This is a genomic window from Pseudogracilibacillus sp. ICA-222130, assembly GCF_037892545.1.
GTDB lineage: Bacteria > Bacillota > Bacilli > Bacillales > Amphibacillaceae > Pseudogracilibacillus.
Genome location: NZ_JBBKBG010000005.1, coordinates 38682 through 65323, shown reverse-complemented (window position 1 = coordinate 65323; position 26642 = coordinate 38682). Strand labels below are relative to the sequence as shown.

At 34.2% G+C, this 26642-nt stretch carries 26 protein-coding genes, 1 pseudogene and 1 riboswitch; of the genes and pseudogenes, 23 read left to right on the top strand and 4 right to left on the bottom strand.

The annotated features are described in order from the left end of the window. Positions 1-7: 7 nt before the first annotated feature. From WKT09_RS04315 to dnaA, 3 genes are all read right to left on the bottom strand, one after another. On the bottom strand, positions 8-232 hold the full coding sequence (locus WKT09_RS04315; RefSeq protein WP_340414867.1) for an RNA-binding S4 domain-containing protein: 225 nt from the start codon (positions 230-232) through the stop codon (positions 8-10). Positions 233-603: 371 nt separating this feature from the next. After that, positions 604-1740 (bottom strand): DNA polymerase III subunit beta, encoded by a 1137-nt coding sequence (gene dnaN / locus WKT09_RS04310; protein WP_340414866.1) that lies wholly within the window; start codon positions 1738-1740, stop codon positions 604-606. A 178-nt stretch (positions 1741-1918) separates the two neighbouring features. Continuing rightward, a complete protein-coding gene (gene dnaA, locus WKT09_RS04305; protein WP_340414865.1) occupies positions 1919-3271 on the bottom strand; it encodes a chromosomal replication initiator protein DnaA in 1353 nt (450 codons plus the stop codon). A 955-nt stretch (positions 3272-4226) separates the two neighbouring features. On the opposite strand from dnaA, the gene rpmH reads away from it, so the two are divergent. From rpmH to ribH, 23 genes are all read left to right on the top strand, one after another. Then, entirely contained in the window at positions 4227-4361 is a 135-nt protein-coding gene (gene rpmH / locus WKT09_RS04300) for a 50S ribosomal protein L34 (RefSeq protein WP_336267772.1), read from the top strand. A 79-nt stretch (positions 4362-4440) separates the two neighbouring features. Continuing rightward, entirely contained in the window at positions 4441-4782 is a 342-nt protein-coding gene (gene rnpA, locus WKT09_RS04295) for a ribonuclease P protein component (protein WP_340414864.1), read from the top strand. Between the two features lie 32 nt (positions 4783-4814). Beyond that, positions 4815-5591 (top strand): YidC family membrane integrase SpoIIIJ, encoded by a 777-nt coding sequence (gene spoIIIJ / locus WKT09_RS04290; protein ID WP_340414863.1) that lies wholly within the window; start codon positions 4815-4817, stop codon positions 5589-5591. After that, positions 5588-6205 (top strand): RNA-binding cell elongation regulator Jag/EloR, encoded by a 618-nt coding sequence (jag, locus tag WKT09_RS04285; RefSeq protein ID WP_340414862.1) that lies wholly within the window; start codon positions 5588-5590, stop codon positions 6203-6205. The genes spoIIIJ and jag overlap by 4 nt, the downstream gene beginning before the upstream one ends. A 420-nt stretch (positions 6206-6625) precedes the next feature. Further along, entirely contained in the window at positions 6626-7999 is a 1374-nt protein-coding gene (gene mnmE / locus WKT09_RS04280; protein ID WP_340414861.1) for a tRNA uridine-5-carboxymethylaminomethyl(34) synthesis GTPase MnmE, read from the top strand. A gap of 19 nt (positions 8000-8018) precedes the next feature. After that, positions 8019-9902 (top strand): tRNA uridine-5-carboxymethylaminomethyl(34) synthesis enzyme MnmG, encoded by a 1884-nt coding sequence (gene mnmG, locus WKT09_RS04275; RefSeq protein WP_340414860.1) that lies wholly within the window; start codon positions 8019-8021, stop codon positions 9900-9902. Between the two features lie 21 nt (positions 9903-9923). Next, on the top strand, positions 9924-10640 hold the full coding sequence (rsmG, locus tag WKT09_RS04270; protein WP_340414859.1) for a 16S rRNA (guanine(527)-N(7))-methyltransferase RsmG: 717 nt from the start codon (positions 9924-9926) through the stop codon (positions 10638-10640). 167 nt (positions 10641-10807) lie between these two features. Continuing rightward, positions 10808-11662 carry a nucleoid occlusion protein gene (gene noc / locus WKT09_RS04265; protein ID WP_340414858.1) on the top strand — a complete coding sequence of 285 codons (855 nt, stop codon included), beginning with the start codon at positions 10808-10810 and terminating at the stop codon, positions 11660-11662. A 26-nt stretch (positions 11663-11688) separates the two neighbouring features. Further along, positions 11689-12462, top strand: a complete 774-nt coding sequence (locus WKT09_RS04260) for a ParA family protein (protein WP_340414857.1) — start codon at positions 11689-11691, stop codon at positions 12460-12462. Next, a complete protein-coding gene (locus WKT09_RS04255; protein WP_340414856.1) occupies positions 12443-13279 on the top strand; it encodes a ParB/RepB/Spo0J family partition protein in 837 nt (278 codons plus the stop codon). The genes WKT09_RS04260 and WKT09_RS04255 overlap by 20 nt, the downstream gene beginning before the upstream one ends. Positions 13280-13372: 93 nt before the next feature. Beyond that, positions 13373-14080: a DUF554 domain-containing protein gene (locus WKT09_RS04250; protein WP_340414894.1), complete on the top strand. Its 708-nt coding sequence runs from the start codon at positions 13373-13375 to the stop codon at positions 14078-14080. Positions 14081-14115: 35 nt separating this feature from the next. Next, on the top strand, positions 14116-14316 hold the full coding sequence (locus tag WKT09_RS04245) for a DUF951 domain-containing protein (RefSeq protein ID WP_340414855.1): 201 nt from the start codon (positions 14116-14118) through the stop codon (positions 14314-14316). A 171-nt stretch (positions 14317-14487) separates the two neighbouring features. Beyond that, the gene (gene ychF, locus WKT09_RS04240) at positions 14488-15588 is read left to right on the top strand and encodes a redox-regulated ATPase YchF (protein WP_340414854.1); all 1101 of its coding nucleotides are present in this window, start codon (positions 14488-14490) and stop codon (positions 15586-15588) included. Between the two features lie 124 nt (positions 15589-15712). After that, entirely contained in the window at positions 15713-16003 is a 291-nt protein-coding gene (gene rpsF / locus WKT09_RS04235; RefSeq protein ID WP_340414853.1) for a 30S ribosomal protein S6, read from the top strand. 16 nt (positions 16004-16019) lie between these two features. Continuing rightward, positions 16020-16544 carry a single-stranded DNA-binding protein gene (gene ssb, locus WKT09_RS04230; RefSeq protein ID WP_340414852.1) on the top strand — a complete coding sequence of 175 codons (525 nt, stop codon included), beginning with the start codon at positions 16020-16022 and terminating at the stop codon, positions 16542-16544. Positions 16545-17027: 483 nt separating this feature from the next. Beyond that, entirely contained in the window at positions 17028-17327 is a 300-nt protein-coding gene (locus tag WKT09_RS04225; RefSeq protein ID WP_340414851.1) for a DUF3784 domain-containing protein, read from the top strand. Between the two features lie 17 nt (positions 17328-17344). Then, entirely contained in the window at positions 17345-18115 is a 771-nt protein-coding gene (locus tag WKT09_RS04220) for a CPBP family intramembrane glutamic endopeptidase (RefSeq protein ID WP_340414850.1), read from the top strand. A 449-nt stretch (positions 18116-18564) separates the two neighbouring features. Beyond that, positions 18565-19767 carry a lactate 2-monooxygenase gene (locus WKT09_RS04215; RefSeq protein WP_340414849.1) on the top strand — a complete coding sequence of 401 codons (1203 nt, stop codon included), beginning with the start codon at positions 18565-18567 and terminating at the stop codon, positions 19765-19767. Positions 19768-19799: 32 nt separating this feature from the next. Next, the gene (locus WKT09_RS04210; RefSeq protein ID WP_340414848.1) at positions 19800-20765 is read left to right on the top strand and encodes a 2-hydroxyacid dehydrogenase; all 966 of its coding nucleotides are present in this window, start codon (positions 19800-19802) and stop codon (positions 20763-20765) included. A gap of 448 nt (positions 20766-21213) precedes the next feature. Further along, positions 21214-21358: riboswitch (FMN riboswitch) on the top strand. A gap of 135 nt (positions 21359-21493) precedes the next feature. Next, positions 21494-22609 (top strand): bifunctional diaminohydroxyphosphoribosylaminopyrimidine deaminase/5-amino-6-(5-phosphoribosylamino)uracil reductase RibD, encoded by a 1116-nt coding sequence (gene ribD / locus WKT09_RS04205; RefSeq protein WP_340414893.1) that lies wholly within the window; start codon positions 21494-21496, stop codon positions 22607-22609. Further along, on the top strand, positions 22594-23244 hold the full coding sequence (ribE, locus tag WKT09_RS04200) for a riboflavin synthase (protein WP_340414847.1): 651 nt from the start codon (positions 22594-22596) through the stop codon (positions 23242-23244). Before ribD ends, ribE begins: the two co-directional genes overlap by 16 nt. A 21-nt stretch (positions 23245-23265) precedes the next feature. Continuing rightward, positions 23266-24459, top strand: coding sequence for a bifunctional 3,4-dihydroxy-2-butanone-4-phosphate synthase/GTP cyclohydrolase II (locus WKT09_RS04195; RefSeq protein ID WP_340414846.1), 1194 nt, complete (start codon positions 23266-23268; stop codon positions 24457-24459). 13 nt (positions 24460-24472) lie between these two features. After that, positions 24473-24937: a 6,7-dimethyl-8-ribityllumazine synthase gene (gene ribH, locus WKT09_RS04190; protein ID WP_340414845.1), complete on the top strand. Its 465-nt coding sequence runs from the start codon at positions 24473-24475 to the stop codon at positions 24935-24937. A 201-nt stretch (positions 24938-25138) separates the two neighbouring features. Here ribH and pdxR read toward each other — a convergent pair. Further along, positions 25139-26551: pseudogene (gene pdxR, locus WKT09_RS04185) on the bottom strand (MocR-like pyridoxine biosynthesis transcription factor PdxR). Positions 26552-26642: the final 91 nt, after the last annotated feature.

Below are 26642 nucleotides of genomic sequence, written 5' to 3'. Positions count from 1 at the left end.
TCCTCATTTATTGTACTGTAGTAGATTTTACGATAAATGTTTCTCCACTCATTAAACGAATGATATCTCCGTCATATAGTTTTTTTCCACGACGAAATTCTAAGTCGTCATTGACATAAACACCTTCGTTTTGAATATACATTTTAATAAAGCCACCTGATTCAAAAATATTTGTATATTTAAGGAATTGGCTCAATGTAATAAATGGTGAATCAATTTGAATTTCTTCCATGTATAGAACACGATCCTTTTCTTTAAAAATAGTGGGGGACAATAAAAGGAGTGAAAACAATATTTCAACTTTCATACTGATAAAAAGTAGTATCTGCAAAATCTTGTTTTCGTTTATTTTTCCATCTTAAAAAATGTACAGAGCAAAATGACTCATTTTTTCTTTGTCCTAAGTCTATTTTTATGCTTTATGTTTCTTAAAATGCCTTATAACCTATTTTACTATAGTTTTCATCGTTTTGGTAGGATGGACCATTATTTATTCATTTAGACGCTAAAATGTACGTTAAAATCATTTTAAAGCTATAAAAAAATAAAAATAGAGGTTAAAACGAAATGGAAAATTCCATCTGTTTTAACCCCTATATAAAATTAATATGTTCGAACAGGTAAAATAAGTTGTAAAATCTTTTTTTCTTCTGGTGTACGAATGACGAATGGTCGCATTGGTCCCGTAAATTTAATCTGTACACGATCACTATCAATTGCTTTTAATGAATCTAACATATAGCGTGCACTAAATGAAATTTTAATGGATTCCCCTTCGATCGAAATAACATCTAATAATTCTTTTACATTTCCAATTTCAGGAGAATGACCTGAAATCTCAATCATATTATTGTCTAAAGTATCTAAACGAATGACATTATTTTGATCACGACTTGAAAGTAATGCTGCACGTTCGATGGTATGAATTAAATCTTTTGTAAAAATATTTAATGTTGTTTGGCTCTCTGTCGGTATTAAACGGTCTGTTTCTGGATAATTTCCACTTAATAAACGGGATAAGAAGTACGTATTTTCTGTATAGAATAATACTTGGTTCTTTAAAATTGCCATATAAACCGTGTCATCATCATTATCAAAAATTTTATTTAACTCTTGCAAACTTTTTCCTGGAATAACAATATTATTTGCTTCAAAGTTTTTATCATCGATTTTGATGCCACGTAAAGAAAGACGGTGACTATCTGTTGCTGTAAATGTTAATTCTCCATCTTCAATTTTTACATGTACTCCTGTTAAGATTGGACGTGTTTCCATTGGGGAAACAGCAAAAACAGTTTGTTTAATTAATGTTTTTATATCTTTTACTTTTATTGCTAAAGGTTCATCATCTTGATTAAATAGTACTCTTGGATATTCTTCACTGCTCTGACCATAAAGGGTGAACACAGCTTTTCCTGATTTAATGACGGTTTTATAGTTTTCTTCTACCGTTATATCCACGATATCTTCAGGTAATTTACGAATGATATCAGGGAAATGAGGAACAGGTAATACGATAGATCCTTCAGAAATATTTGTAATCACTTCTTCGCCATCATCTGTTGTTGGAATATGTGATTGGATCGTAATATCTGAATTGCTTCCTGTTAAAATAATTTTCTCTGTTGTGACATCTATTTTCATTCCTGACAATATGGGAATAACTGTTCTAGATGAAATAGCATTTGATACTGCTTGAATACTATTTAGTAAATATTTTTTTTGTATTTTAAACTTCATGTTGTCCTCCTTTAATTATATATATTATTAATAATAAAGTAATAATAGTAATAGGGCCTGTGAATTTGTGGATAACGATAATTATCATAGATGTAATGAGAAAGTTAAGATGTTATTAACATGTGCATAACTTTTGTGCAAAGAATTACTTATACACATGTTAAAATCACCACTATTTTTATATTTTATTTTTCAATTCTTCCATGTATGTTTTTACTTCTAATTGTAATTCGTTATCTGTTTCTAATGATTCCTCAATTTTTTTATGGGCGTGAATGACTGTCGTATGATCTCTTCCACCGAACTCTTGTCCAATTTTTGGTAAAGATAAGTCAGTAAGTTCACGACTCATATACATCGCAATTTGTCTTGGATAGGCAATGGATTTTGTTCGTTTTTTCGATAAGATTTCATCGACTGTAATATTGTACTTCTCTGCAATTAGTTCTTGTATTAATTTGACAGTAATTTTTCTTGGACGAGCATTCGGAATAATATCTTTTAATGCTTCTTGTGCTAGCATGACATCTATTTCACTATTAACTAATGAAGCATAGGCAATAACGCGAATAAGTGCACCTTCTAATTCTCGAATGTTCGTATCGATTTGATTTGCGATATAATGCTTTACCTCATTTGATATATCATTTAATCCTTCCGCTTTTGCCTTTTTTGATAAAATCGCTATTCTTGTCTCTAAATCAGGAGGAGATATATCTGTAATTAATCCCCATTCAAAGCGAGATCGTAAGCGATCTTCCAATGTTGGAAGATCACGCGGCGGTCTATCACTCGAAATAATGATTTGTTTATTTTCTTCATGTAACGTATTAAACGTATGGAAAAATTCTTCCTGTGTTTGTTCTTTTCCAGCTAAAAATTGAATATCATCGACGAGTAAAATATCTACATTACGATATTTATTACGGAAACTTTCCGCTTTATTGTCCATGATGGCATTAATAAATTCATTCGTAAATTTTTCAGAAGATAAATAAATAACACGACGATCGGGATGATATTCTTTCACATAATGTGCGATCGCATGCATTAAGTGCGTCTTACCTAATCCAACACCACCATAAATGAATAATGGATTATATGATTTTGCTGGCGCTTCGGCTACAGCAAGTGCTGCAGCATGAGCAAATCTATTTGCTGCACCGACGACAAAAGTATCGAATGTATACTTCGGGTTTAGCATATGTTTTAAGTCATTATTGTTGACGATTTGTTTTTTTGCTTCTTCTATGGCAATTTCTTCTTTTTCTTCGTCTAGCGCTTCATCTTCAATTAGAAATTTAACCGATAGCTCCACACCCGTTTTTTCTAGCAAAATAGTATTAATGACTTTAGTGTAATGCTGATCAAGCCAGGTCTTCGTAAATTCATTTGGCACGAAAACAGATAATTTATTATTTATTAATCGATGTACTTTCGTATGACTGAACCAAGTATCGTAACTAGGTTTACTTAATTTTGTCTGCATTTCCTGCAAAATCGAGTTCCATAGTTCCTCAATATTTTCCAAGCATTCCACCTCTTTACCGTAATCAAATTTTAAGCATAAAAATCCTTTCACTATTCTTGTAATGGAAAATGAGAAAGATAGGAAAGGAATCATATTTATATGTACTATTGGAAATTTTTCAATGTAGAAAATGTAAATTATTTATTCACATGTAGATAGTTATTTCACAGTAGAATAAAAATTGTTAACAAATTATCCACAGAACTGGGGATAAGTTTATAAAATAAAAGTTATTCACAACGTAGAGCATAATATACATTATCAAAAAATGTAATAATATGCAAAGATTTTATGCAGTTATTCATATGTTATTCAGAACGTGAATAAAATTTATCAACAAGTGTAAAAATTGTGGTTAACTTGTCGATAATTGTAGAATAACTTTTTGACAAAAAGTAGAGCTGTTTTTAAAATGTGAATAATTTTACGTGGAAAGAAACAAATATTGTGGATAAAAATGATACGAAAATAAATTTCGAATTAGAAAGAGAAAATGGAAATTTTTTAGCAAGAAGAAAATTAAGAGGAGGGATAAATGAATGATCAAAAATAAAAAGCGAAGGAAAATATAATGCTCCATTTTTCGTGGTGAGAAAAAGAAGTACATATTTTTTGGTGATCGCTGAAAATATTCCCCCTGGATCTGTTTCGCTCCAGGTTGAAATGTAGAAAACAGTAAAAATAATGCTAGGTTCTTTATTTGGACATAAATAATATGGAAAGAAAGAGAAATATGAATTATTTTTGGATGGACGAAGGACTTTTTCGGTGAAAGAGCGAAAATAGTAATATAGATTGTTGACTATTGTTTCGTTATTACGTATAATTATCAAGAAAGTTTTAGGATGGAAACAAGTGAGTAAAAATGTAGGTTTTTTAGAGAGTATTTCCTAAATTTATATGCTTTACGTTTCTATATGATGAAATACATTTCCAGTTGGAGGAGGTGGAAGAAATGAAAAGAACATTTCAACCAAACAATCGTAAACGTAAGAAAAATCACGGATTCCGTGCACGCATGGCAACTAAAAATGGTCGTAAAGTTTTAGCACGTCGTCGTAGTAAAGGAAGAAAAGTATTATCGGCATAGGCCACTGAAAGCATATCAGTGGTCTTTTTAAGTTATGTACTTAACACAGACGTAAGTTGTACAATATTAGGTGATAGATTTGAAAAAAGCGTATCGCATAAAGAAAAATAGCGAGTTTCAACAGATTTTTAAAACAGGAAAATCGTTCGCAAATCGGGAACTCGTTATTTATTATAAGAGGAAAGAAGATCAAGAACATTTCAGAATCGGCATTTCAGTTGGAAAGAAAATAGGAAATGCAGTTACTCGGAATCGTGTAAAACGATGTGTTCGTGAAGCTTTTATTCAGCTTGAACCATCTGTAAAAAACGATGTAGATATCATCATCATTGCAAGAAAACCAGTTGTAAATATGGATTGTAATGATATAAAGCGTAGTATAGAACATTTATTAAGAAAACAACGATTATTTTTAAAATAAATTAATTTTTTATCGTGTTAGGAGGAAGACGATTGCGTAATAGAAAGTTAATAACTGCTCTATTATTAATTGGAGCTGTTGCATTACTTTCTGGATGTACTCAAATTAATGAGCCAATTTCTTCTGAAAGTACAGGATTTTGGAACTCGTACTTCGTGTATCCATTATCATGGGTTATCATTAATTTTGCAGAGATGTTTAGTGGAAATTTTGGATTAGCTATTATCGTTGTAACGATCATTATTCGCTTAGTTTTATTACCATTAAATATTAAGCAATTAAAAAGTACACAAGGAATGCAGGCAATTCAACCAGAATTAAAAGAATTACAGAAAAAATATAGTTCTAAGGACCAACAGACACAACAAAAATTACAACAAGAAACGATGGCATTATTCCAGAAACACGGTGTAAATCCACTTGCTGGGTGTTTCCCGATTTTAATTCAAATGCCTATTTTAATTGCGATGTACCATGCCATTATGCGTACTGATGAAATTAAGCAGTCAGGAGATTTCTTATGGTTTACATTAAGTTCTCCAGACTATATATTACCACTTATTGCTGGTGCGGCGACATTTTTACAACAGAAATTAATGATGGCTGGTAACCAAACAGCTGCTGAAAATCCACAAATGAAGGCAATGCTTTATATGATGCCAATTATGATTACAGTGATTGGATTTTTCTTACCATCTGCATTAGCATTATACTGGGTTGTAGGGAACATCTTTATGGTAGCTCAAACATTATTTATTCGTAAACCGATGATGGATAAAGAAGCAAGTACTGGGGGCGACAAAAAGTGAGAGAAGTAACTGCTAGTGGTCAAACAGTTGATGAAGCGGTGGAGTCAGCTTTAAAGCAGTTAAATATGTCACGAGAAGAAGTCGAAATCGATATAATCGATGAAGGTAAAAAAGGTTTCTTAGGAATATTCGGTTCTTCTCGGGCGGTTGTTAAAGTGAGAGAAGTACAAAATCGCGTAGAAGATGCAAAAAACTATTTAATTAGTATTGCGAAAAACATGGATGTAGACATCGATGTCATCGTAGAAGAAACAGAAAAAGTTGTTACTTTTACGTTGGAAGGCGATAAACTTGGCTTACTCATTGGAAAAAGAGGTCGTACATTGAACTCTTTACAATATTTAACACAGCTCGTTTTAAACAAAGACGGTCATAAATTCCAATCTGTTATCGTAGATGCAGAAGGATATCGAAAACGTCGAGAAGAAACATTAATGGAATTAGCATATAAAATGGCAGAAAAATCGATTCAATTAAATAAGAAAATTTCTTTAGAACCGATGCCAGCATATGAACGCAAAGTCATTCATAGTGCATTACAAGAAACGAATACCATTACAACATTTTCAGAAGGAAGAGAACCACATCGTTATATTGTGATCAAACCATCTTAAAATGTTTCAAGAGCTTGGGTCAAAACCCAGTGAAATGAAAAAGGTAATTTTAGTAAATTGATTTTTACTGAAATTACCTTTTTTTATTTGAATGATTACGTCTTCGCGTTCTGTGGATCTACCTCAACCAACAGAGAAAGCAGTTCGCTTTCTCTAATCGATTTCGGAACAAAAAAAGACGTATAAATGACGTATAATAAGGTAAATTTAGTTGTTTCGGTTATCCACATGTGCATAACTTTTATCGAAGGAATAAAAAAATCACAAAAAGTTCGTCATTCTATGTTGTGGATAACTTCCAATTTGTCCTATTTTGTGCTATTCTATTATATTAGTGACGATTTTTATCTTCACATAAATAGAGAGAAAAATGTTGGACATATATAGATAAATTTTTTTGTATTAGGAGGTGGAATGTGAATGGATTTTGATACAATTACAGCAATTTCGACACCAATAGGAGAAGGTGCCATTTCGATTGTTCGATTAAGTGGGGAAGAAGCTATTGCTATTACAAATAAATTGTTTCAAGGGAAAGACTTAACAAAGGTGGATTCACATACATTGCATTACGGTAAAATGATGGATCCTAAAACAGATACAGTTTTAGATGAAGTCATTGTTTCCATTATGCGTGCACCAAAAACATTCACATGTGAAGATGTAGTAGAAATAAATTGCCACGGTGGTTTAGTTGCTGTACAACGAGTGTTACAATTAGTACTAGATGAAGGGGTACGTCTAGCAGAACCAGGCGAATTTACTAAACGTGCATTTTTAAATGGAAGAATTGATCTTTCTCAAGCGGAAGCGGTAATGGACGTAATTCAATCCAAAACGAATGAAGCGATGAATGTAGCGTTAGGACAATTGGATGGAAAGCTATCAAAGCTTATTAATAAATTACGCCAAGAATTAATTGAAACAATCGCACATGTAGAAGTTAACATCGATTATCCGGAGTATGATGATGTAGAAGAAATGTCGCATGAAATGATGGAAGAGAAAACATCGTACGTAAAGGAGGAAATTGAAAAATTACTCCAAGTTGCTAAACAAGGAAAAATCCTTCGTGAAGGAATAAAAACAGCGATTGTCGGTCGACCAAACGTAGGGAAATCATCCTTAATGAATTCACTCGTTCAAGAGGAAAAGGCGATCGTAACAGATATTCCTGGAACAACCCGTGATGTCATAGAGGAGTATGTGAATGTTCGTGGTATTCCATTACAATTAATCGATACAGCTGGAATTCGTGAAACAGAAGATATTGTCGAAAAAATTGGAGTAGAAAGATCTCACAAAATTTTACAAGAAGCTGATCTCGTTTTATTTATGCTCAATTATAATGAAGCATTATTAGAAGATGACCGTAAAATTTTTGATATGTTAAAAGATATGAATTATATCGTCATTGTAAATAAAACAGACTTGGATCAACGTTTGGATATGGAAGAGATACAACAATTAGCTAAAGGTCAAGTATTAACTACCTCTTTAGTGCATGATGAAGGTGTCGACCAATTAGAAAAAGCTTTATCCGATATTTTCTTCCAAGGAAATATTATGGTCGAAAACAATATGGTCGTGTCTAATGCACGTCATATTCAATTATTAAATCAAGCACAACAGACATTAGAAGACGCTAGAAATGCCTTACAAATGCATTTACCATTAGATATGGTACAAATTGATGTCACGAGAACGTGGGAGTTATTAGGAGAAATAGTTGGAGATACTGCGAGTGAAAGTTTAATCGATCAGTTATTCTCCCAATTTTGTTTAGGAAAATAGAGTAGAAAGGGTGAAAAAAATGACATATTATAATGCAGGACATTATGATGTTATCGTTGTTGGAGCAGGTCATGCAGGATGTGAAGCAGCAGTTGCAGCAGCAAAAATGGGCTCAAAAACATTACTTTTAACATTAAATTTAGATATGATTGCTTTTATGCCTTGTAACCCATCATTAGGCGGACCAGCAAAAGGTATTGTTATTCGTGAAATTGATGCACTTGGAGGTGTGATGGGGAAAGTTATTGATAAAACACATATTCAAATGCGTATGTTAAATACAGGAAAAGGCCCTGCAGTACGTGCATTACGTGCTCAAGCGGATAAACCTTCCTACATCGTTGAAATGAAACGTTTAATTGAAGAACAAGAAAATATTACGTTAATGCAAGCGATGGTAGACGATTTAATCATTGAGGATGGAGTATGTAAAGGAGTTGTGACAGAATCGAAAGCAGCTTATTACGGAGATTCTGTCATCATTACGACTGGAACATTTATGCGAGGAAAAATATTAATCGGTGATGTAGAGTACGAAAGTGGTCCAAATAACCAACGTGTGACAGTGAAACTTGCTGAAAATCTTGAAAAATTAGGATTAGATTTAATTCGTTTCAAAACGGGGACACCACCGCGTGTAAATAGTAATACGATTGATTATGATAAAACAGAAATTCAACCAGGGGACGAAAAGCCACAAGCTTTCTCTTATGAAACGACAGAATATATAACCGATCAAATCCCTTGTTGGTTAACACATACAAGTGAAAAAACACATCAAATTATTAATGATAATTTAACATTATCTGCGATGTATTCTGGCATGAAACGTGGAACAGGACCAAGATATTGTCCTTCTATTGAGGATAAAATCGTCCGTTTTCATGATAAACCACGCCATCAAATTTTCTTAGAGCCAGAAGGAAGAAATACGGAAGAAGTATATGTACAAGGTTTATCGACTTCTTTACCACAGTTTATTCAACATGAATTATTAAAAACAGTTCCTGGACTTGAAAATGCACAAATGATGCGTGCTGGTTATGCAATTGAATATGATTCTGTCATTCCTACACAATTATGGCCTACATTAGAAACGAAACAAGTGGAGGGATTATTTACTGCAGGACAAATTAATGGTACTTCAGGATATGAAGAGGCTGCAGGACAAGGGATCATTGCTGGAATTAATGCAGCATTAAAAGTCCAAGGAAAAGAACCATTTATTTTAGACCGTTCACAAAGTTATATCGGAGTTTTAATTGATGACTTAGTGACAAAAGGGACACGTGAACCTTATCGTTTATTAACATCACGTGCAGAACATCGTTTACTTTTAAGACATGATAATGCTGATATTCGATTAACAGAATTAGGGTATGAATTAGGCCTTATCTCTGAGGAACGTTATGCAGCTTTCCAAGAGAAATTACGCTTAATTGAAGAAGAAAAAGCATTTTTACACGGATTTATCGTAAAAGTATCGGATGATGCACAACGAGCATTAGAAAATGTACATTCAACACCATTAAAGGACGCGATTCGTGCGTTAGAATTATTAAAACGTCCTGAAGTTACATTTGAAACGATTGAAGAAATAGTAGGTGTAAGAAATATTCCTGAAGATGTAAAAGAACAAGTCGAAATCCAAGTGAAATATGAAGGATATATTAAAAAAGCAACAGATCAAGTAAAACGTATGTTAAAAATGGAAAACAAAAAAATCCCGGAAAATATTGATTATGATGCGATCCATAGCTTAGCATTTGAAGCACGAGAGAAATTAAAACAGATTCGTCCTATGTCGATTGGTCAAGCATCACGTATTTCAGGAGTAAACCCAGCAGATATTTCGATTTTACTCGTTTATATCGAACAAGGTAATGTGAAAAAAACTAGTTAGAGAAATAAAGGAGAATAGAACATGAATTTAGATACATTTATTACAGCTTTACAAGAGCATCATATTCATTTAAATGAGACACAAATTGCACAGTTTGAGACTTATTTTGAGGAACTCGTTGCTTGGAATGAAAAAGTTAATTTAACAGCTATTACGGAAAAAGAAGAAGTATATGTCAAACATTTTTATGATTCTATTTCTCCTAGTTTTTATTTTGATTTTAACGAAGTACAAACCATTTGTGATGTTGGGGCAGGGGCTGGTTTCCCTAGTATTCCTTTAAAAATTTGTTTCCCACATTTACAAGTTACGATTGTGGATTCATTAAAAAAGCGAATTAACTTTTTAGAACACTTATCGAATTCATTAAAATTAGAAAATACAACCTTTGTACATGCACGTGCGGAAGATTTTGGTCAACATAAAGATTTCCGTGAATCTTTTGATGTCGTTACAGCAAGAGCAGTAGCGCGAATGTCCGTTCTATCTGAATTATGTTTACCATTAACAAAAGTAAATGGCGTATTTTTAGCATTAAAAGGTGCTAGTGCGGCGGAAGAGTTAGCAGAAGGAAAAAAAGCTATTAAAGTACTCGGTGGGGAAGTAGTAAAAATGGATACATTTTCATTACCAGTAGAAGATAGTGAACGAACTATATATACGATTAAAAAAGTGAAGAATACTCATAAAAAGTATCCACGTAAGGCAGGTACACCTGCAAAAAGTCCAATTTCTTAGAAAATAGGAAGAAACAATACTTTTTCATACTTTTTTATGATAAACTTAACTATATAAGGTTAAGTTTTTTCTTACTTTATGAAAATAATCGCTTCTTTTTTCGGTACAATTTTAAATTGTTCCACGTGAAACATTTTTATTATTATGGTTAAAAAGGTGATGTTAATATGTTGCAGTCTTTTAATCGACTTTTTACTAGTGGGAATAAGACAGATGATAAAATAGTAAATAATCAAGAAGATGTCGTTCAGTTAGATGTTGCACAAGTTGTGCCTAATGAATATCAACCTAGAACGTTATTTGATGATGAGAAAATTAAAGAATTAGCTCAAACTCTTCAAACGCATGGGATGATTCAACCGATTGTGGTGCGCAAAAAAGATGAAGAAACATACGAGGTAATCGCTGGTGAAAGAAGATTAAGAGCAGCAAAATCATTAGGCTGGGGAAAAATATCTGCAATTATCCGTAATTTAAGTGATACAGAGACAGCTTCCATCGCTTTGATTGAAAATATTCAGCGTGAAGAATTATCAGTAATTGAAGAAGCGAAAGCATATGAACAATTGCTTGCAATGCATGAATTAACACAAGAGGCTCTTGCACAACGTCTAGGGAAGAGCCAATCAACCGTTGCGAATCGTATTCGTTTACTTAGTTTACCTGAACGTATTCAAGAAGCGTTAATGGAGCGTGTTATTACAGAAAGACATGCGAGAGCTTTAATGAAATTAAAAGAAGAAGCATTAATTCTAGTTTATTTTGATCAAGTAATTGAAAACCAGTTAAATGTACGGGAAACAGAAGAACTAGTAAATGCCCATTTTGAAACGGATGAAGAAGTAAAACCGAAAAAACGTCGTAAAGCAAAATTTGTTAGTAAAGATATTCGTATTGCGACTAATACGATCAAACAATCATTAAAAATGATTAAAGATACAGGGATTGACGTTGAGTCGGAAGAAGAAGAATTAGACGACTACTATCAAATAACGATACGAGTCAAAAAAGAAAAAAACTAAAATGCTTGCAATAGGTAGGTGCCATCATGGGTAAAATTATAGCAGTGACAAACCAAAAAGGTGGGGTTGGAAAAACAACTTCAACAGTGAATCTAGGCGCAAGTTTAGCACTTTTAGGGCAAAAAGTGCTTTTAGTTGATATAGATCCACAAGGAAATGCAACAAGTGGAGTAGGAATTAATAAAGGTGATATGGATCAATGTGTATACAATATTTTAGTAGATGATATAGATGCTAGAGAAGTATGTGTACCAACAGACGTCGAAAATCTATCTATTATTCCAGCAACTATACAATTAGCAGGGGCAGAAATAGAATTAGTATCTGCAATGTCTAGAGAAGTACAATTAAAGAAATCATTAGAAGATATAAGGGATGATTATGATTATATATTAATTGATTGTCCTCCATCATTAGGATTGTTAACAATTAATGCTTTAACAGCTTCAGATAGTGTCATTATTCCAGTACAATGTGAATATTACGCATTAGAAGGGTTAAGCCAGTTATTAAATACAATCCGACTGATTCAAAAACATTTAAATAAACAGTTAATGATTGAAGGTGTATTATTAACGATGTTAGATGCGAGAACGAATTTAGGTTTACAAGTAATCGAGGAAGTAAAAATGTATTTCCAAGATAAAGTTTATAAATCTATCGTTCCGCGTAATGTACGTTTAGGGGAAGCGCCGAGTCATGGGAAACCAATTACCGTTTATGATCCTAAATCAAAAGGTGCAGAAGTATATCTTGAGTTAGCGAAGGAAGTGATGGAAGTTGGCGAAAAGGTTAGGTAAAGGTTTAGGTGCCTTATTTAATGAAGTAGAGTCAACAGAGGATCATATGGTTGAAATGGTCGCATTAAAAGATATGCGTACAAACCCTTATCAACCAAGAAAGACTTTCGATGCAGATGCGATTGAAGAATTAAAAGTATCGATTTTGGAATACGGCATCATTCAACCTTTAATCGTACGACAAAGTATTAAAGGATATGAAATTATCGCAGGAGAAAGACGTTTTCGTGCAGCAAAAGAGGCTGGTTTGACGGAAGTTCCAGCGATTGTGAAAGAGTACGATGATAAGAAAATGATGGAAATCGCATTGTTAGAAAACTTACAACGCGAGGATTTAACAGTCATTGAAGAAGCAGAAGCATATAAAAACTTAATGGATGAATTAGGACTAACTCAAGAACAATTATCACAGAAATTAGGGAAAAGTCGTTCACATATTGCAAACGTCATGCGTTTACTATCGTTACCTGAAGATATCATCTTGAATATTAGCAATGGAGAGCTATCAATGGGTCATGGACGAGCATTACTAGGATTAAAAAATAAAGAACAACTTTATCCATTAGTAAACAAAATATTAACGAATAATTTAAATGTCCGTCAAGTTGAAATGATGATTACAGAGCTAAATAAGGCGAAGAAAAAAGAGAAACAAAAGAAAAAATCTGACCCATTTTTAGAATCACAAGCAACGAAATTACGTGATGTATTAGGGACAAACGTAAAAATACAGAAAAATAAACATAAAGGTAAAATAGAAATTGAATTTTATAACGATGATGATTTAGAAAGATTAATTACGTTATTGCAAAAGTAAAATTCAGTAGACTGACACGGTGAACGAATGTAGTCAGTCTTTTTATTTGAAGTAATGTTCCACGTGGAACAATTGGGAAGAGTTGGTGGCATAATGGTGTTGTTTGGAACACTTGTTAATGTGTTATGTATCGTTGTTGGGAGTGTATTCGGGTTGTTTTTGACGAATATACAAGAAAAATATAAAGAAACAGTCATGCAAGGGATTGCATTAGTCGTTATTTTAATAGGCTTGCAAATGGTATTTCAAGCTGAATCGATTATTACCGTTCTAATTAGTATGTTAATAGGTGGATTTATTGGTGAATTTTTAAAATTAGAAGCTGGTTTGAATAAGTTAGGGTATTTCATTGGAAGTAAATTTAGAACGAAACAAGGGGAAGATAATAATATTGCACAAGCATTTGTGACAGCCTCTCTCATATTTGCTGTTGGTGCGATGGCGATACTAGGTGCTTTAGATAGTGGAATAAGAGGGGACCATGAAGTGCTTGTGACAAAAGGAATGCTTGATGGTTTTACAGCATTCGTTTTAACGACTAGTCTAGGCATAGGAGTTGCCTTTTCAAGTATTCCCGTCTTGTTATGGCAAGGAACGATTGCATTACTCGCCACACAAATCGATCGCATCATACCAGATGCATTATTTCAAAGCTTTATTACAGAAATAACTGCGGTCGGTGGGTTGTTAATCGTAGCAATTGGGTTAAATATATTAAAAGTAACCAATATACGTGTGACAAACCTTCTACCAGCAATTGTAATGGTAGGTATTGTCATTTGGGTCCAACAATTATTTTAAAAATATGATGATAAATGAAAAGAGGGGGATGACGTATGAGTGATAAAGAATTTGGTTTAAATGATATTGTAGAAATGAAAAAACAGCATCCTTGTGGTGAAAATCGTTGGAGAATTATTCGTATGGGGATGGACATCCGAATTAAATGTTTAGGGTGTGGTCGTAGTATTATGATTCCGAGAACAGAATTTACGAAAAAACTCAAAAAAGTAATAGAAAAGGCAGAATTAGACTAGTTTTTTGGGGATATTCGTAGTTTTGGCTAGAAAAATAGATGGAAAATGCAGTTTTTCATGAATATGAGGTCAAATAGTAGTACATTTGTGAAGTTGTATAAATATTGAATAACGTTTATAATACATATGATTATGATGTGAACGTTATATAAAAAGAGAGGAAATGAAGAAATGTCATTAACAGCAGGAATTGTAGGATTACCGAACGTTGGGAAATCAACATTATTTAATGCAATAACAAAAGCAGGTGCAGAAGCCGCAAACTACCCGTTCTGTACGATTGATCCAAACGTAGGAATTGTTGAAGTACCAGATGAACGTTTATTGAAGTTAACGGAGGTTGTACAACCAAAAAAGACGATTCCAACAGCATTTGAATTTACGGATATTGCTGGGATTGTAAAAGGTGCGAACAAAGGGGAAGGGTTAGGAAACCAGTTCCTATCGCATATTCGTCAAGTAGACGCTATTTGTCAAGTTGTTCGTTGTTTTGAAGATGAGAATATTACACACGTTTCAGGTAAAATCGATCCAATCGATGATATTGAAACAATAAATTTAGAATTAATTTTAGCCGACTTAGAAACAGTAACGAAACGATATGAACGTACAGAAAAATTAGCACGTCAGAAAGAAAAAACAGCTGTACAAGAATTTAATGTGATGAAAAAACTAAAAGAAGCATTAGAAGCTGAACAACCAGCAAGAACGGTTGAGTTTTCAGAAGAAGATCAAAAAATTGCAAATCAATTACATTTATTAACGGCAAAGCCAATTTTATATGTAGCAAATGTTGGGGAAGATGAGATTGCGGATGTAGACTCGAATGAGTATGTAAATAAAGTAAAAGAATTTGCACAAAATGATGGAGCGGAAGTAATCATCGTAAGCGCAAAGATTGAAGAGGAAATTGCTCAATTAGACCAGGAAGAAAAAGAAATGTTTTTAGAAGAATTAGGGATTGAAGAATCTGGTTTAGACCAATTAATTAAAGCATCATATGATTTATTAGGTTTAGCTACTTATTTTACTGCTGGGGAGCAAGAGGTTCGTGCTTGGACATTTAAAAAAGGAATGAAAGCACCACAATGTGCTGGAATTATCCATACAGACTTTGAGCGTGGGTTTATACGTGCGGAAACCGTATCTTATGATGATTTAATGGATGCTGGATCAATGGTACAAGCACGTGAAAATGGGAAAGTCCGATTAGAAGGAAAAGAATATATCGTCCAAGATGGAGATGTTATCCACTTTAGATTTAATGTATAATGTAATGAGGCTTGAAAGTTCTATTTTAAAGTGTTATAATTTTTAGATGTGAGTAATTTATTTTAATTGCTCCTTGCTCTATTGTTTCAATAGGGCCGCATAGACCAAAAGGAGGTGTTCAAGAATGAGAAAATACGAAATTATGTATATCATTCGTCCGAACATTGAAGAGGAAGCTCGTAAAGAGGTTGTTGAGAAGTTCGACAACATTTTAACTTCAAATGGCGCGACGATTGAAAAAACAGAAGAATTAGGTTCAAAACGTTTAGCGTATGAAATTAACGATTTCCGTGATGGATACTACGTATTAATCAACTTCGAAGGAAACGAAGACGCTGTAAACGAGTTTGATCGTCAAGCGAAATTCAGTGAAGATATTATTCGTCACATCGTAATTCGTGTAGATGAACAATAATTAGGGAGTGATGTTGATGTTGAATCGTGTCGTTATCGTAGGAAGACTAACGAGAGATCCCGATTTACGTTATACACCGAGTGGAGTAGCTGTTGCCAACTTTACGGTTGCAGCAAATCGTCCGTTTAGAAATCAGCAAGGCGAACAAGAAGCAGATTTTATTAATTGTGTTTCTTGGCGTAAACAAGCTGAGAACTTGGCGAATTATATGAAAAAAGGTAGTTTAATTGGTGTCGATGGTCGTATACAGACACGCTCATATGAAGGGCAAGATGGTAAGATGGTTTATGTGACAGAAGTGTTAGCTGAAAACATTCAGTTTTTAGAGCCACGTTCTTCACAGCAACAAAGACCTTCTGGTTATAATCAGAATGACCCTTATCAACATCAGGCACAAACCCAAAACTATGCTCCACCACAACAGCAACAGTATCAACAAGGTGCTCAGCAACAAGACCATCAAGGTCAACAATCGTCGAGCAACCCTTTTGAAAGTGATGGACAGCAAATTAATATTTCAGATGATGACTTGCCGTTTTAGAGAAAAGTTAGTGTGTAGCTTTTAACTAATGGCGTTCGATCCCAAATAAGGGGATGTATAAATAAAAGTTTATTTATGTGTGTAATAAAAACCGTTTTTATCATTGCTAGTGTGTGGCGATGATAGAAACGGTTTTTCGTTTATGCCCTGAGTACTCTAAGGGACACCAACACTATTTGATAAAAAGTCGTAAATTAATGCTATAACGGGATAATTAATACATAGTGTATAAAAGACTAATATTAAAACAAATGTAGTCATTTTAAAATGAAAGTGATTATATGAATCCAAATCAATAAGATACTTGAAATTAATTAACTATAGTAATACGGTATTGAATATAAGTTAGTTTTTATCATTAACGGTTATATTATCTACAATAATTAACTATAGTGAAATCAGGGTCATTTATAAAACAGAGTAGATTTTTAAAGTGTTTTATGAAAGGCCTTTCCTATATAAAAAGGAGGGATATAAATATTATTGGAATTAATAATTGGTTTTGTGTTAGGACTATTATTGATTTTGGCTGGTTATTTTGTCCAGACTCAAAAGGCATTTGTTTTCCTTGCTGGTTTTGGGGATACGTGGGAACCGGTAAATAAAGACAGGTTAGGGAAAAGAGTAGGATTTCTTTTATCTACCCTTGGGATAATTGCTATCCTCACATCAATTTTTACAATATGGTTTGGATCAACAGCAGGGAAAGTTTCTGCAATTTTAGCTGTTGTTGATATTATTTTTATATTAGCTGCTATTGTTTTAGATAGAATTGGTTTTTAATAAAGGAGAATATTTAATTGGGAAAATGGAGATTAAAGTTAGTCTTACTCTTAACATTATTAAATATTATAGGAATTCTTACTATAATTCCCTATGAATATGCTTTAATGAGCAAAGAGTCAACTCCGGGTAATATACCGAATTATTTAATAATTGTTATTAACTCGATTACACAAGTTATCTATATGTTTTTAATGATATTGATCGGTCTAAGGCTTCAAAAACGAACAGGATTAAATACATCTATCTTAAATGGTCTTGTTTATCCTGAATATAAAGTACATATTTCAAAAAAAGGTTTAATAAATAGTATTGGTGTAGCACTTATGGGGAGTTTAATTGTAGTTCTTCTTGATGTCTTTATATTTAGTCCCTTAATAGGAGATCCTATAAAACAACTACCATCCCCTAATTGGTGGCAAGGATTACTTGCTTCAATTTATGGCGGGATAACGGAAGAAATTTTGCTTCGATTATTTGGTATGACTTTAATTGTTTGGTTACTAGCTCGAATCACCAAAAAGAAAGGTGATAGTATTCCAAATAGTTTTTATTGGATAGCGATTTTGTTTACAAGTTTACTCTTTGGAATAGGTCATTTACCCGCTGCAGCACAAGTATTTGATGGTTTATCAGGAATGATTGTTATCAGAACATTGGTGTTAAATGGCATTCTAGGTTTATGGTTTGGTTATGTGTATTGGAAAAGAGGTCTAGAATACGCAATCATTGCACATATGTCAGCTGATATCTTTATTCACGCTTTAATAACTCCATTATTTTATTAGCGAGACTTTTATTTATAGATACCTTTATCATCAGTTGTATGAAACCCGCTATAGGGAGGTTACAAGATATAATTATAAGATGTTAATCAATACAGATCATTATTAAGTGTCGCTTAAGCGAAAGTAAAAACGGGTTCTCGCTCTAGCAAGCGAAAACCTTAATAATCCAATCAATGGAAAGAAGTATATTTTTCTTACCTCTGTTTTTAATACAATGATTTGGTCAGATTGTAAAGATGAATATTTAATAAGGTTCTCTTTTTGTTTATACTTTTTAAAAGAAGAAACATGTTGAATCCATGGCAGTGAATTCGACATGTTATTTTTTTGGGTGTTATTAAAGTTTTTCCCCAGCCTCTTTTCTTATTTTATACTATTACACGTATTGACGAAACAGTCAGAAAAGTATACACTACTTTGAAAGCGGTTACTTTAGAGGGGGATAGGTAATGAATAATATTGGTAATATGATTCAGTTTCAAATTTATCAAGAAATGTTAAGTCCGGAACCTAATCCAAACAAACTTCCAGTTGTGTATGAAGAGTGGGGAGAAAAGGCACGAGAAGTATTAAAGGATGGTCCATATTATTATGTAGCAGGAGGGGCTGGTAGTGAAAGGACGATGGATGCAAATTTGGAAGCGTTCAACCGTTGGAAATTAGTACCCAAAATGTTTCGCAATGTGGAGAATAGGAATCTATCAGTAACTTTATTCGGACATACAATTCCATACCCTGTATTATCTGCTCCCATTGGCGTACAGTCAATTATCCATAAGGATGGGGAGTTAGCCTCCGCTCGAGCATCTGCAGAATTAGGTGTACCTTATATAACGAGTTCAGCTTCTACCATTCCAATGGAAAAAATAGCCGAGGCGATGGGTGATGCACCTAGATGGTTTCAACTTTATTGGAGTAAGGATCCTGATATAGCAAAAAGCTTTGTACAAAGAGCGGAAGCATCGGGATATTCTGCAATTGTTGTTACATTAGATACACCAATGATGGCTTGGCGCGAATATGATTTGAAAAATGCGTATTTACCGTTTTTAGCAGGAGAAGGTGTTGGAAATTATTTTACAGATCCAGCATTTTGTGCCAAGCTTGACCAATCTCCAGAGGAAGATCCGTTGTCAGCAATTATGCATTGGACACAAGTGTTTGGCAATGCTAGTTTGACGTGGGATGATCTAGCTTTTTTACGTAAACATACGAAACTACCAATCATATTGAAAGGGATTTTACAACCAGATGATGCAAAACTTGCGCTTGAACATGGAGTAGATGGTATCATCGTATCCAATCATGGTGGTCGTCAAGTAGATGGAGCAATCGCAGCACTTGATGCACTTCCACTTGTGTGTGAAGTAATACAAGACCAGATTCCAGTATTGATGGACAGTGGAATCCGCCGTGGTTCAGATATTATAAAGGCAATGGCACTTGGAGCAAAAGCTGTACTTGTCGGACGTCCTTGTATGTACGGTCTTGCTGTTGCAGGAGAGCAAGGTGTCAAGGAAGTTTTGCAAAATATGATTGCTGATTTGGATATTACAATCGGACTTTCCGGTGTAAGTTCTGTACAAGATTTGGATGAATCGATATTAACGAAAGAGGACGATAAGAGGATATTGCGTCCGTCACAAATTTAATAAGTGCTAAGAAGGGATGATTATGATGGGAGATGGTTATTGCCTACATCTATTTGCCAGAGCTTATTATTAGTCAGATAGAAGAATATTGTGAGGTTGTTTCGTTTCATTCGATTCAGATTGAGAAGGAAAGGTTTTTAAATGAATTAAAGGATTGTGAAGGTCTCATTGGTGCAGAACTTCCAATTACGGAGGAACTTTTACAAAAAGCACCGAAACTTAAAATTGTGAGCAATATATCGGTTGGCTATGACAATTTTGATTTAGAATCCATGACGAGGCATGGAGTTATGGGGACAAATACACCTGGTGTTACGGAAACAACTGCAGATGCGATGATGGTGCTTTTGCTTGCTGCTGCGAGAAGGATTCCCGAGCTTGATCAATTTGTCAAAGAAAAGAAATGGACGAATTTAATTGGGATGGAGCATTATGGGATTGATGTTCATAACCGTACACTCGGTATTATTGGTATGGGGAAAATTGGTTTTGCTGTGGCAAAGCGCGCTCATTTCGGTTTTGATATGAACATTTTGTATCATAACAGAAGCCAAAATAAAGAACGAGAAGAAGCGGTTCATGCAACATATTGTGAGCTTAATGAATTGTTAAGAAAATCGGACTTTGTTTTAATGATGGCTTCTGCAAATGAGGGGACTAGACATCTTATTGGAGAAGAACAATTTTCGCTTATGCAACCAAATGCGATATTCATAAATGGATCACGTGGGCAAAATGTAGATGAAGTTGCACTTGTGCAGGCCTTAAAGAAAGGACATATTTATGGTGCGGCATTGGATGTATTTGAAACAGAACCAATTTCGCCAGATCATGAACTCTTACAGTTGAAAAATGTTGTAACTGTGCCACATATTGGTTCTGCTACATTTGAAACACGACAACGAATGGTTCAGATGGCGATTAGTAATTTAATACAAGGTATTAAAAGTGAAACTCCAACTAATTTACTTAATCAGGAGGTATTAAAAACGCACTAACGTATAATTCTAATTATTGTTGTTTAGATGTGCTTACACTATAATAGTTACACATATATAAAAGCCTCATCCAAATTCGGTTGGATGAGGTTTTTATCGTTGATTTGAACATCCATCGCTAATGATATAATCTCTCTATCAATTTCACACTCTAGAAACCATTGAAAAATAGGCAATACTTTGATCATAAACTCCTAAAAGGATTGCCGTTAACAAACATAACCAACTATTTTCACTCGTCTTATCTCTAGAACTTTCTTTTATTTGTTGAAGTCCATATGCTTCCACTTATAACATAAATATAAACTTTTACGATAACGGATAAAGATGGTGATGATAGCTTTAAAGCCATGTTTGTTTACTGAAAGATTCTTCCATCACAGATCCATTTTTAGCGAATGATTGTACAAAGAAAAAATCTTTGTTATAATCATAAGTAATTCAATAGGGTTTTCTTCGGGGTCGGGTGAAATTCCCAGCCGGCGGTGATGAGGTAAGCCTCTCAGTCCGCAACCCGTTTTATGAAGCATAAAACGGTGGATTTGGTGCAAGTCCAAAGCCGACAGTGAAAGTCTGGATGGGAGAAGAAACATAGTTCGTTAAAAAAGCTATTTTTATAGCTGTTTTTAGCGTTTATTTGAAATGCCTTTTTCTCCCTTGCTATGTATAGTAAGGGAGTTTTTTGTTGTAATGGAGAATAATTTATGGAAGGAGTGCATGTCTTTTATATGGATGATCACACATATATGAATATAGCGCTTTCATTAGCAAAAAGTACAGTTGGTCAAACGAGTCCTAATCCACATGTCGCAGCAGTAATCGTCAAGGATGGGCAAATCTTAGGAACGGGTGTGCATACGAAAGCAGGAACACCACATGCGGAGGTGCATGCGATAAATCATGCTAAAGGGGCTACGGAAGATGCGACAATGTATGTCACATTAGAACCGTGTAGCCATCAAGGCAAGACTGGCCCTTGTACAACAAAGATTATTGAAAGTGGTATTAAAAAAGTAAACGTAGCAATGTTAGACCCAAACCCACTCGTTGCAGGGAAAGGTGTAGCCAAATTACGAGAAGCTGGAATTGAAGTGGTTGTCGGGTTAGGTGAAACAGAAGCAAGAACATTAAATGAAAAATACATTCATTTTATGAAAACAAATACTCCATTTATAACGATAAAAGCAGGAATTTCATTAGACGGAAAAATAGCAACGAAAACCGGTGATAGTAAGTGGATCACCTCTATTCAATCACGACAAGATGCACATCAACTTCGTCATGAACATGATGGCATTTTAGTTGGAATTAATACAATCTTACAAGATAATCCCCTTTTAACTACCAGAAGCCCCCTTGGTGGAAGGAACCCCATTCGAATTATATTAGACACGAATTTAACTATTCCGTTGTCTGCAAAAGTCATTCAAGACAAATCTTCAAAAACAATTATATTTACAGGAAAGAACATTTCAAATGATAAAAAACTAGCCATTGAAAAGCTAGGTGTAACAGTCATAAGTCAAACAGAGGAAAAGCTTTGTTTACAAAGTGTGCTACATCATTTAGGGACATTACATATTATGTCTGTACTTGTAGAAGGTGGTGCTCAGATACACGCATCGTTTATAGAAGCAAATGCTTTTCAACAAATTATTGCGTATGTCGCACCGAAAATAATCGGTGGGAAAGAAGCCATTTCGTTTATTGGTGGAAATGGTACAAATGATGTGATAGATGGAAAAACATTACATTTTACTGAAATAAAACAAATTGGTCCAGATATAAAAATAACGGCAAAATGTATCCAAGAAGAGGAAGGTGTTTTATGTTTACAGGAATAGTCGAAGAGTTAGGGACATTACAATCTGTCAAACATGCAGGGAACACATTACAATTATCGATTGCTGCAAAAAAAGTGCTAGAAGATATTAGCTTAGGCGATAGTATTGCAGTCAATGGTGTTTGTTTAACGGTAACGAGTTTTTCAAAGGAAACTTTTTCTGTAGATGTGATGCCCGAAACATTTCATAGTACGTCATTGCATGAGCTGGCAAAAGGCTCTTACGTTAATTTAGAAAGAGCGATGAGCGCTAATGGACGTTTCGGAGGTCATTTTGTAACAGGACATGTAGATACAGTTGGGGAAATTATTCAAAAGGAATATAAAGAAAATGCTATTTATGTGAAGATTGCATTTTCTGAAAATGAGATGCATGTATTACTTCATAAAGGTTCTATTACAGTGGATGGTGTTTCTTTAACGGTTTTTGGAGTAGAGGATGGGCTTGTTACGATATCAATTATTCCTCATACAGCAAAAGAGACCGTTCTTGGTATAAAGGAAGTTGGCGAAAAGGTTAATTTAGAGTTTGATATGCTTGGAAAATATGTTCATACATTTTTACGTTCACAACAAGAAGGTCGTGAACAAGACCAGCTTTCCGTAGAATTTTTACAAGAAAATGGATTTTTATAAAATGAAAAGGAGTTTTCATCTATGTTCCATACGATTGAAGAAGCGGTAGAAGATTTAAAGCAAGGGAAGGTCATTATCGTTTGTGATGATGAAGATCGGGAAAATGAAGGTGATCTTGTTGGTTTAGGACAGTTTGCGACACCTGAGATGATTAATTTTATGGCAACAGTCGGTAGAGGACTTATATGTACACCTGTATCTCCTGAAGTCGCACATACATGTCAGTTAAGGCCAATGGTAGACAAAAATACAGACCCGTATGAAACAGCGTTTACGATTAGTATTGATCATAAAGATACGACTACAGGTATCAGTGCTTTTGAACGGTCTTTTACCATTCAAAAATTATTAGAATTAGACGTATCTATCGATGATTTCAAACAACCGGGACATGTTTTTCCGCTTGTATCAAAGGCAGGTGGGGTATTGGAACGTCCTGGACATACAGAAGCGACGATTGATTTAGCACGGTTAGCTGATGCAAAACAAGTTGGTGTCATTTGTGAAATTATGAAAGAAGATGGAACGATGGCACGTGTCGATGATTTAAAGAAACTTTCTGAAACGTATAATTTAAAGATGATTACCATTAAAGATTTAATTGCTTATCGGATGCAACATGAATCTTTTATTAAAAGAGAAGTAGAAATCAGTTTACCGACAGAATATGGGCAGTTTAAGGCAATTGGTTTTACAAGTTTATCAGATGGCAAAGAACATATAGCACTTGTAAAAGGTGATATACAAGACGAGATGCCTGTTTTAGTCCGAATTCATTCCGAATGTTTAACAGGAGATGTATTTGGCTCTAATCGATGTGACTGTGGTCCACAACTACATAAGGCGTTGGCGCAAATAGAGCAAGCTGGAAAAGGTGTTTTATTGTATATGCGTCAAGAAGGAAGAGGAATTGGGTTAATGAATAAATTAAAATCATATAAACTCCAAGAAGAGGGCCTTGATACGGTGGAAGCAAACAATGAATTAGGCTTTGCAGACGATTTACGTGATTATACGATTAGCGCACAAATTTTACGTAATTTAGGTGTGGATCAAGTTCGTTTATTAACGAATAATCCAAGAAAAATTTATGGTTTACAAGATGCGGGCATTGATGTCACAGAACGTGTTGCACTCGAAATGCCGATCAAAAAAGACAATGAACGATATTTAAAAACAAAACAAGAAAAACTAGGACATTTATTAACTTTTTAAAGGAGAGAGAATCATGAAGAAAGTATTGGAAGGGCATTTAGTTGGAAATGATTTGAAAATAGGAATAGTTGTAGGACGGTTTAATGAATTTATTACGAGCAAATTATTAGGTGGGGCAGAAGATGCGTTAAGAAGGCATGGGGTAGAAGATGAAAATATTACGATTGTTTGGGTACCAGGTGCATTTGAAATTCCTTTAGCGACAAAAAAATTAGCAGATAAAGGAGAGTTTGATGCAATTATTACGTTAGGAACAGTCATAAGAGGATCTACCCCACATTTTGATTATGTATGTAATGAGGCCGCAAAGGGCATTTCGAAAGTTGGAATGGATGCTAATATTCCGGTTATTTTCGGTGTGTTAACTACAGATACGATCGAACAAGCAATTGAGCGTGCAGGAACAAAAGCTGGCAATAAAGGATACGATGCAGCAGTAAGCGCAATTGAAATGGGTAATTTATATAAAAGTTTCTAGAATGTCATAATGTATGATGAAGTGGCAAAATAAATACGGTTTTAATCATTTGAAACGAATATGGAGATTTTTCCAAAAGGGTATTTTAGCGGAATGAAAAAGTGCTTTGCAGCGGTCATAAACCGACAACTGCAAAGCACTTTTTACGTATATATAACTATCCGAAATCATATGAAAATTTTTCGATATATTTTTACGTATTCAGTCGATATGATGAATGATGCCTTGTTTGAATCTATCAATACCTTCTTCTATCTCTTTGAAAGTTAAATTTCCGTAACCTAATATTATTTTATGTTTATGTTTCCCTTTTTCGATAGTATGCAGTTCTACTGGATATACTTGCACATTATATTTTTGGGATAGTTCTTGAATGATTTGTGTTGAAAACTATACTTTTTGAAATTCAGCTACTAAATGTAATCCTGTGGAGTCACCTAAAATGTTTACGTTCCTTCCAAATTCTTTTGTTAAACATTTTTTAATATGATCTCGACGGCTTTTATAAACTTTCTTCATTTTTCTAATATGACGTTCTAAATGTCCTTCATCTATGAACCGTGCAATAGTTAGTTGTTGTAATGTTGGTGTATGAAGATCCATGAACCATTTTAAGTTTCTACAACTTTTTGCTAAAGATGGAGGGAGAATTAAGTACCCTAATCTAAGTGCGGGTGATAATATCTTACTAAATGTTCCAATATAAATTACTTTATCTGGGTCGAGTCCTTGTAATGAATGGATGGGACTTCCTTGGTACCGAAATTCACTGTCATAATCGTCTTCCACAATAAAACAGTCTGCTTTTCTAGCATATTGAATTAGCTGAATTCTCCTTTGAATCGATAAAGTTCCTCCAATAGGGAATTGGTGTGACGGTGTTACAAAAATGAAGCTAGGTTTTTTCTTTGATGGAAGAGAATCAGTTTTCATTCCATGTTCATCTACTGGTATAGGGCATAATGTTGATCCGGGAGTAGTAAAAATGGTTTGAATTTCATGTGTGATAGGGTCTTCAATTAGTACTTCGTCGCCTTCAGATAGCAATAAGTCGGCGATAAGTGATAAGGCTTGGGTTGCGCCAGAAGTAATCACTAATTGATCGGGATGACAGTGAACTCCTCTTGTCCTTTTTACATAACGGGAAAGTATGTGACGTAACTCTACTCTTCCTTCTGGACAATCATAACCGAATACAGAGTTGGAAGTTTCTTCACAAATTTGTTTGGAAATTTTCCCCCATATTTTTCTCGGAAACATATCTAATGAAGGGATACCTGGGCGAAAATCAATAAGATCCGTCGTTTCTTCCTTAGCTTCATGCATGTCCGAAAAAGACGGTGTGTGAGATTTCTCCGTTAAATGTAAGGTTGCTCCTTCTGCCACATACGTACCTGAACCTTGTTTTCCTTCTATATAACCTTCTGTAAATAGTTGTTCATATGCTTCTAATATGACATTTCTGGATATTCCTAAGTTAGAAGATAGTTCACGTGTAGACGGTAGACGTTCACCGGCTGTAAGTTCTCCTTGTAATATGCGCTTACGAATTTGTTCATACACTTGATGAATGAGAGGCATTTCTATCGTTTTATCAATTTGTATCCACAAGATGATTTTCTCCTTTTTTCAAAGTGGTACTATAAAATTATGTGATAAATGGTCCTTATAAAAACCATTTTATCATGGTAGATTGTGAATATAC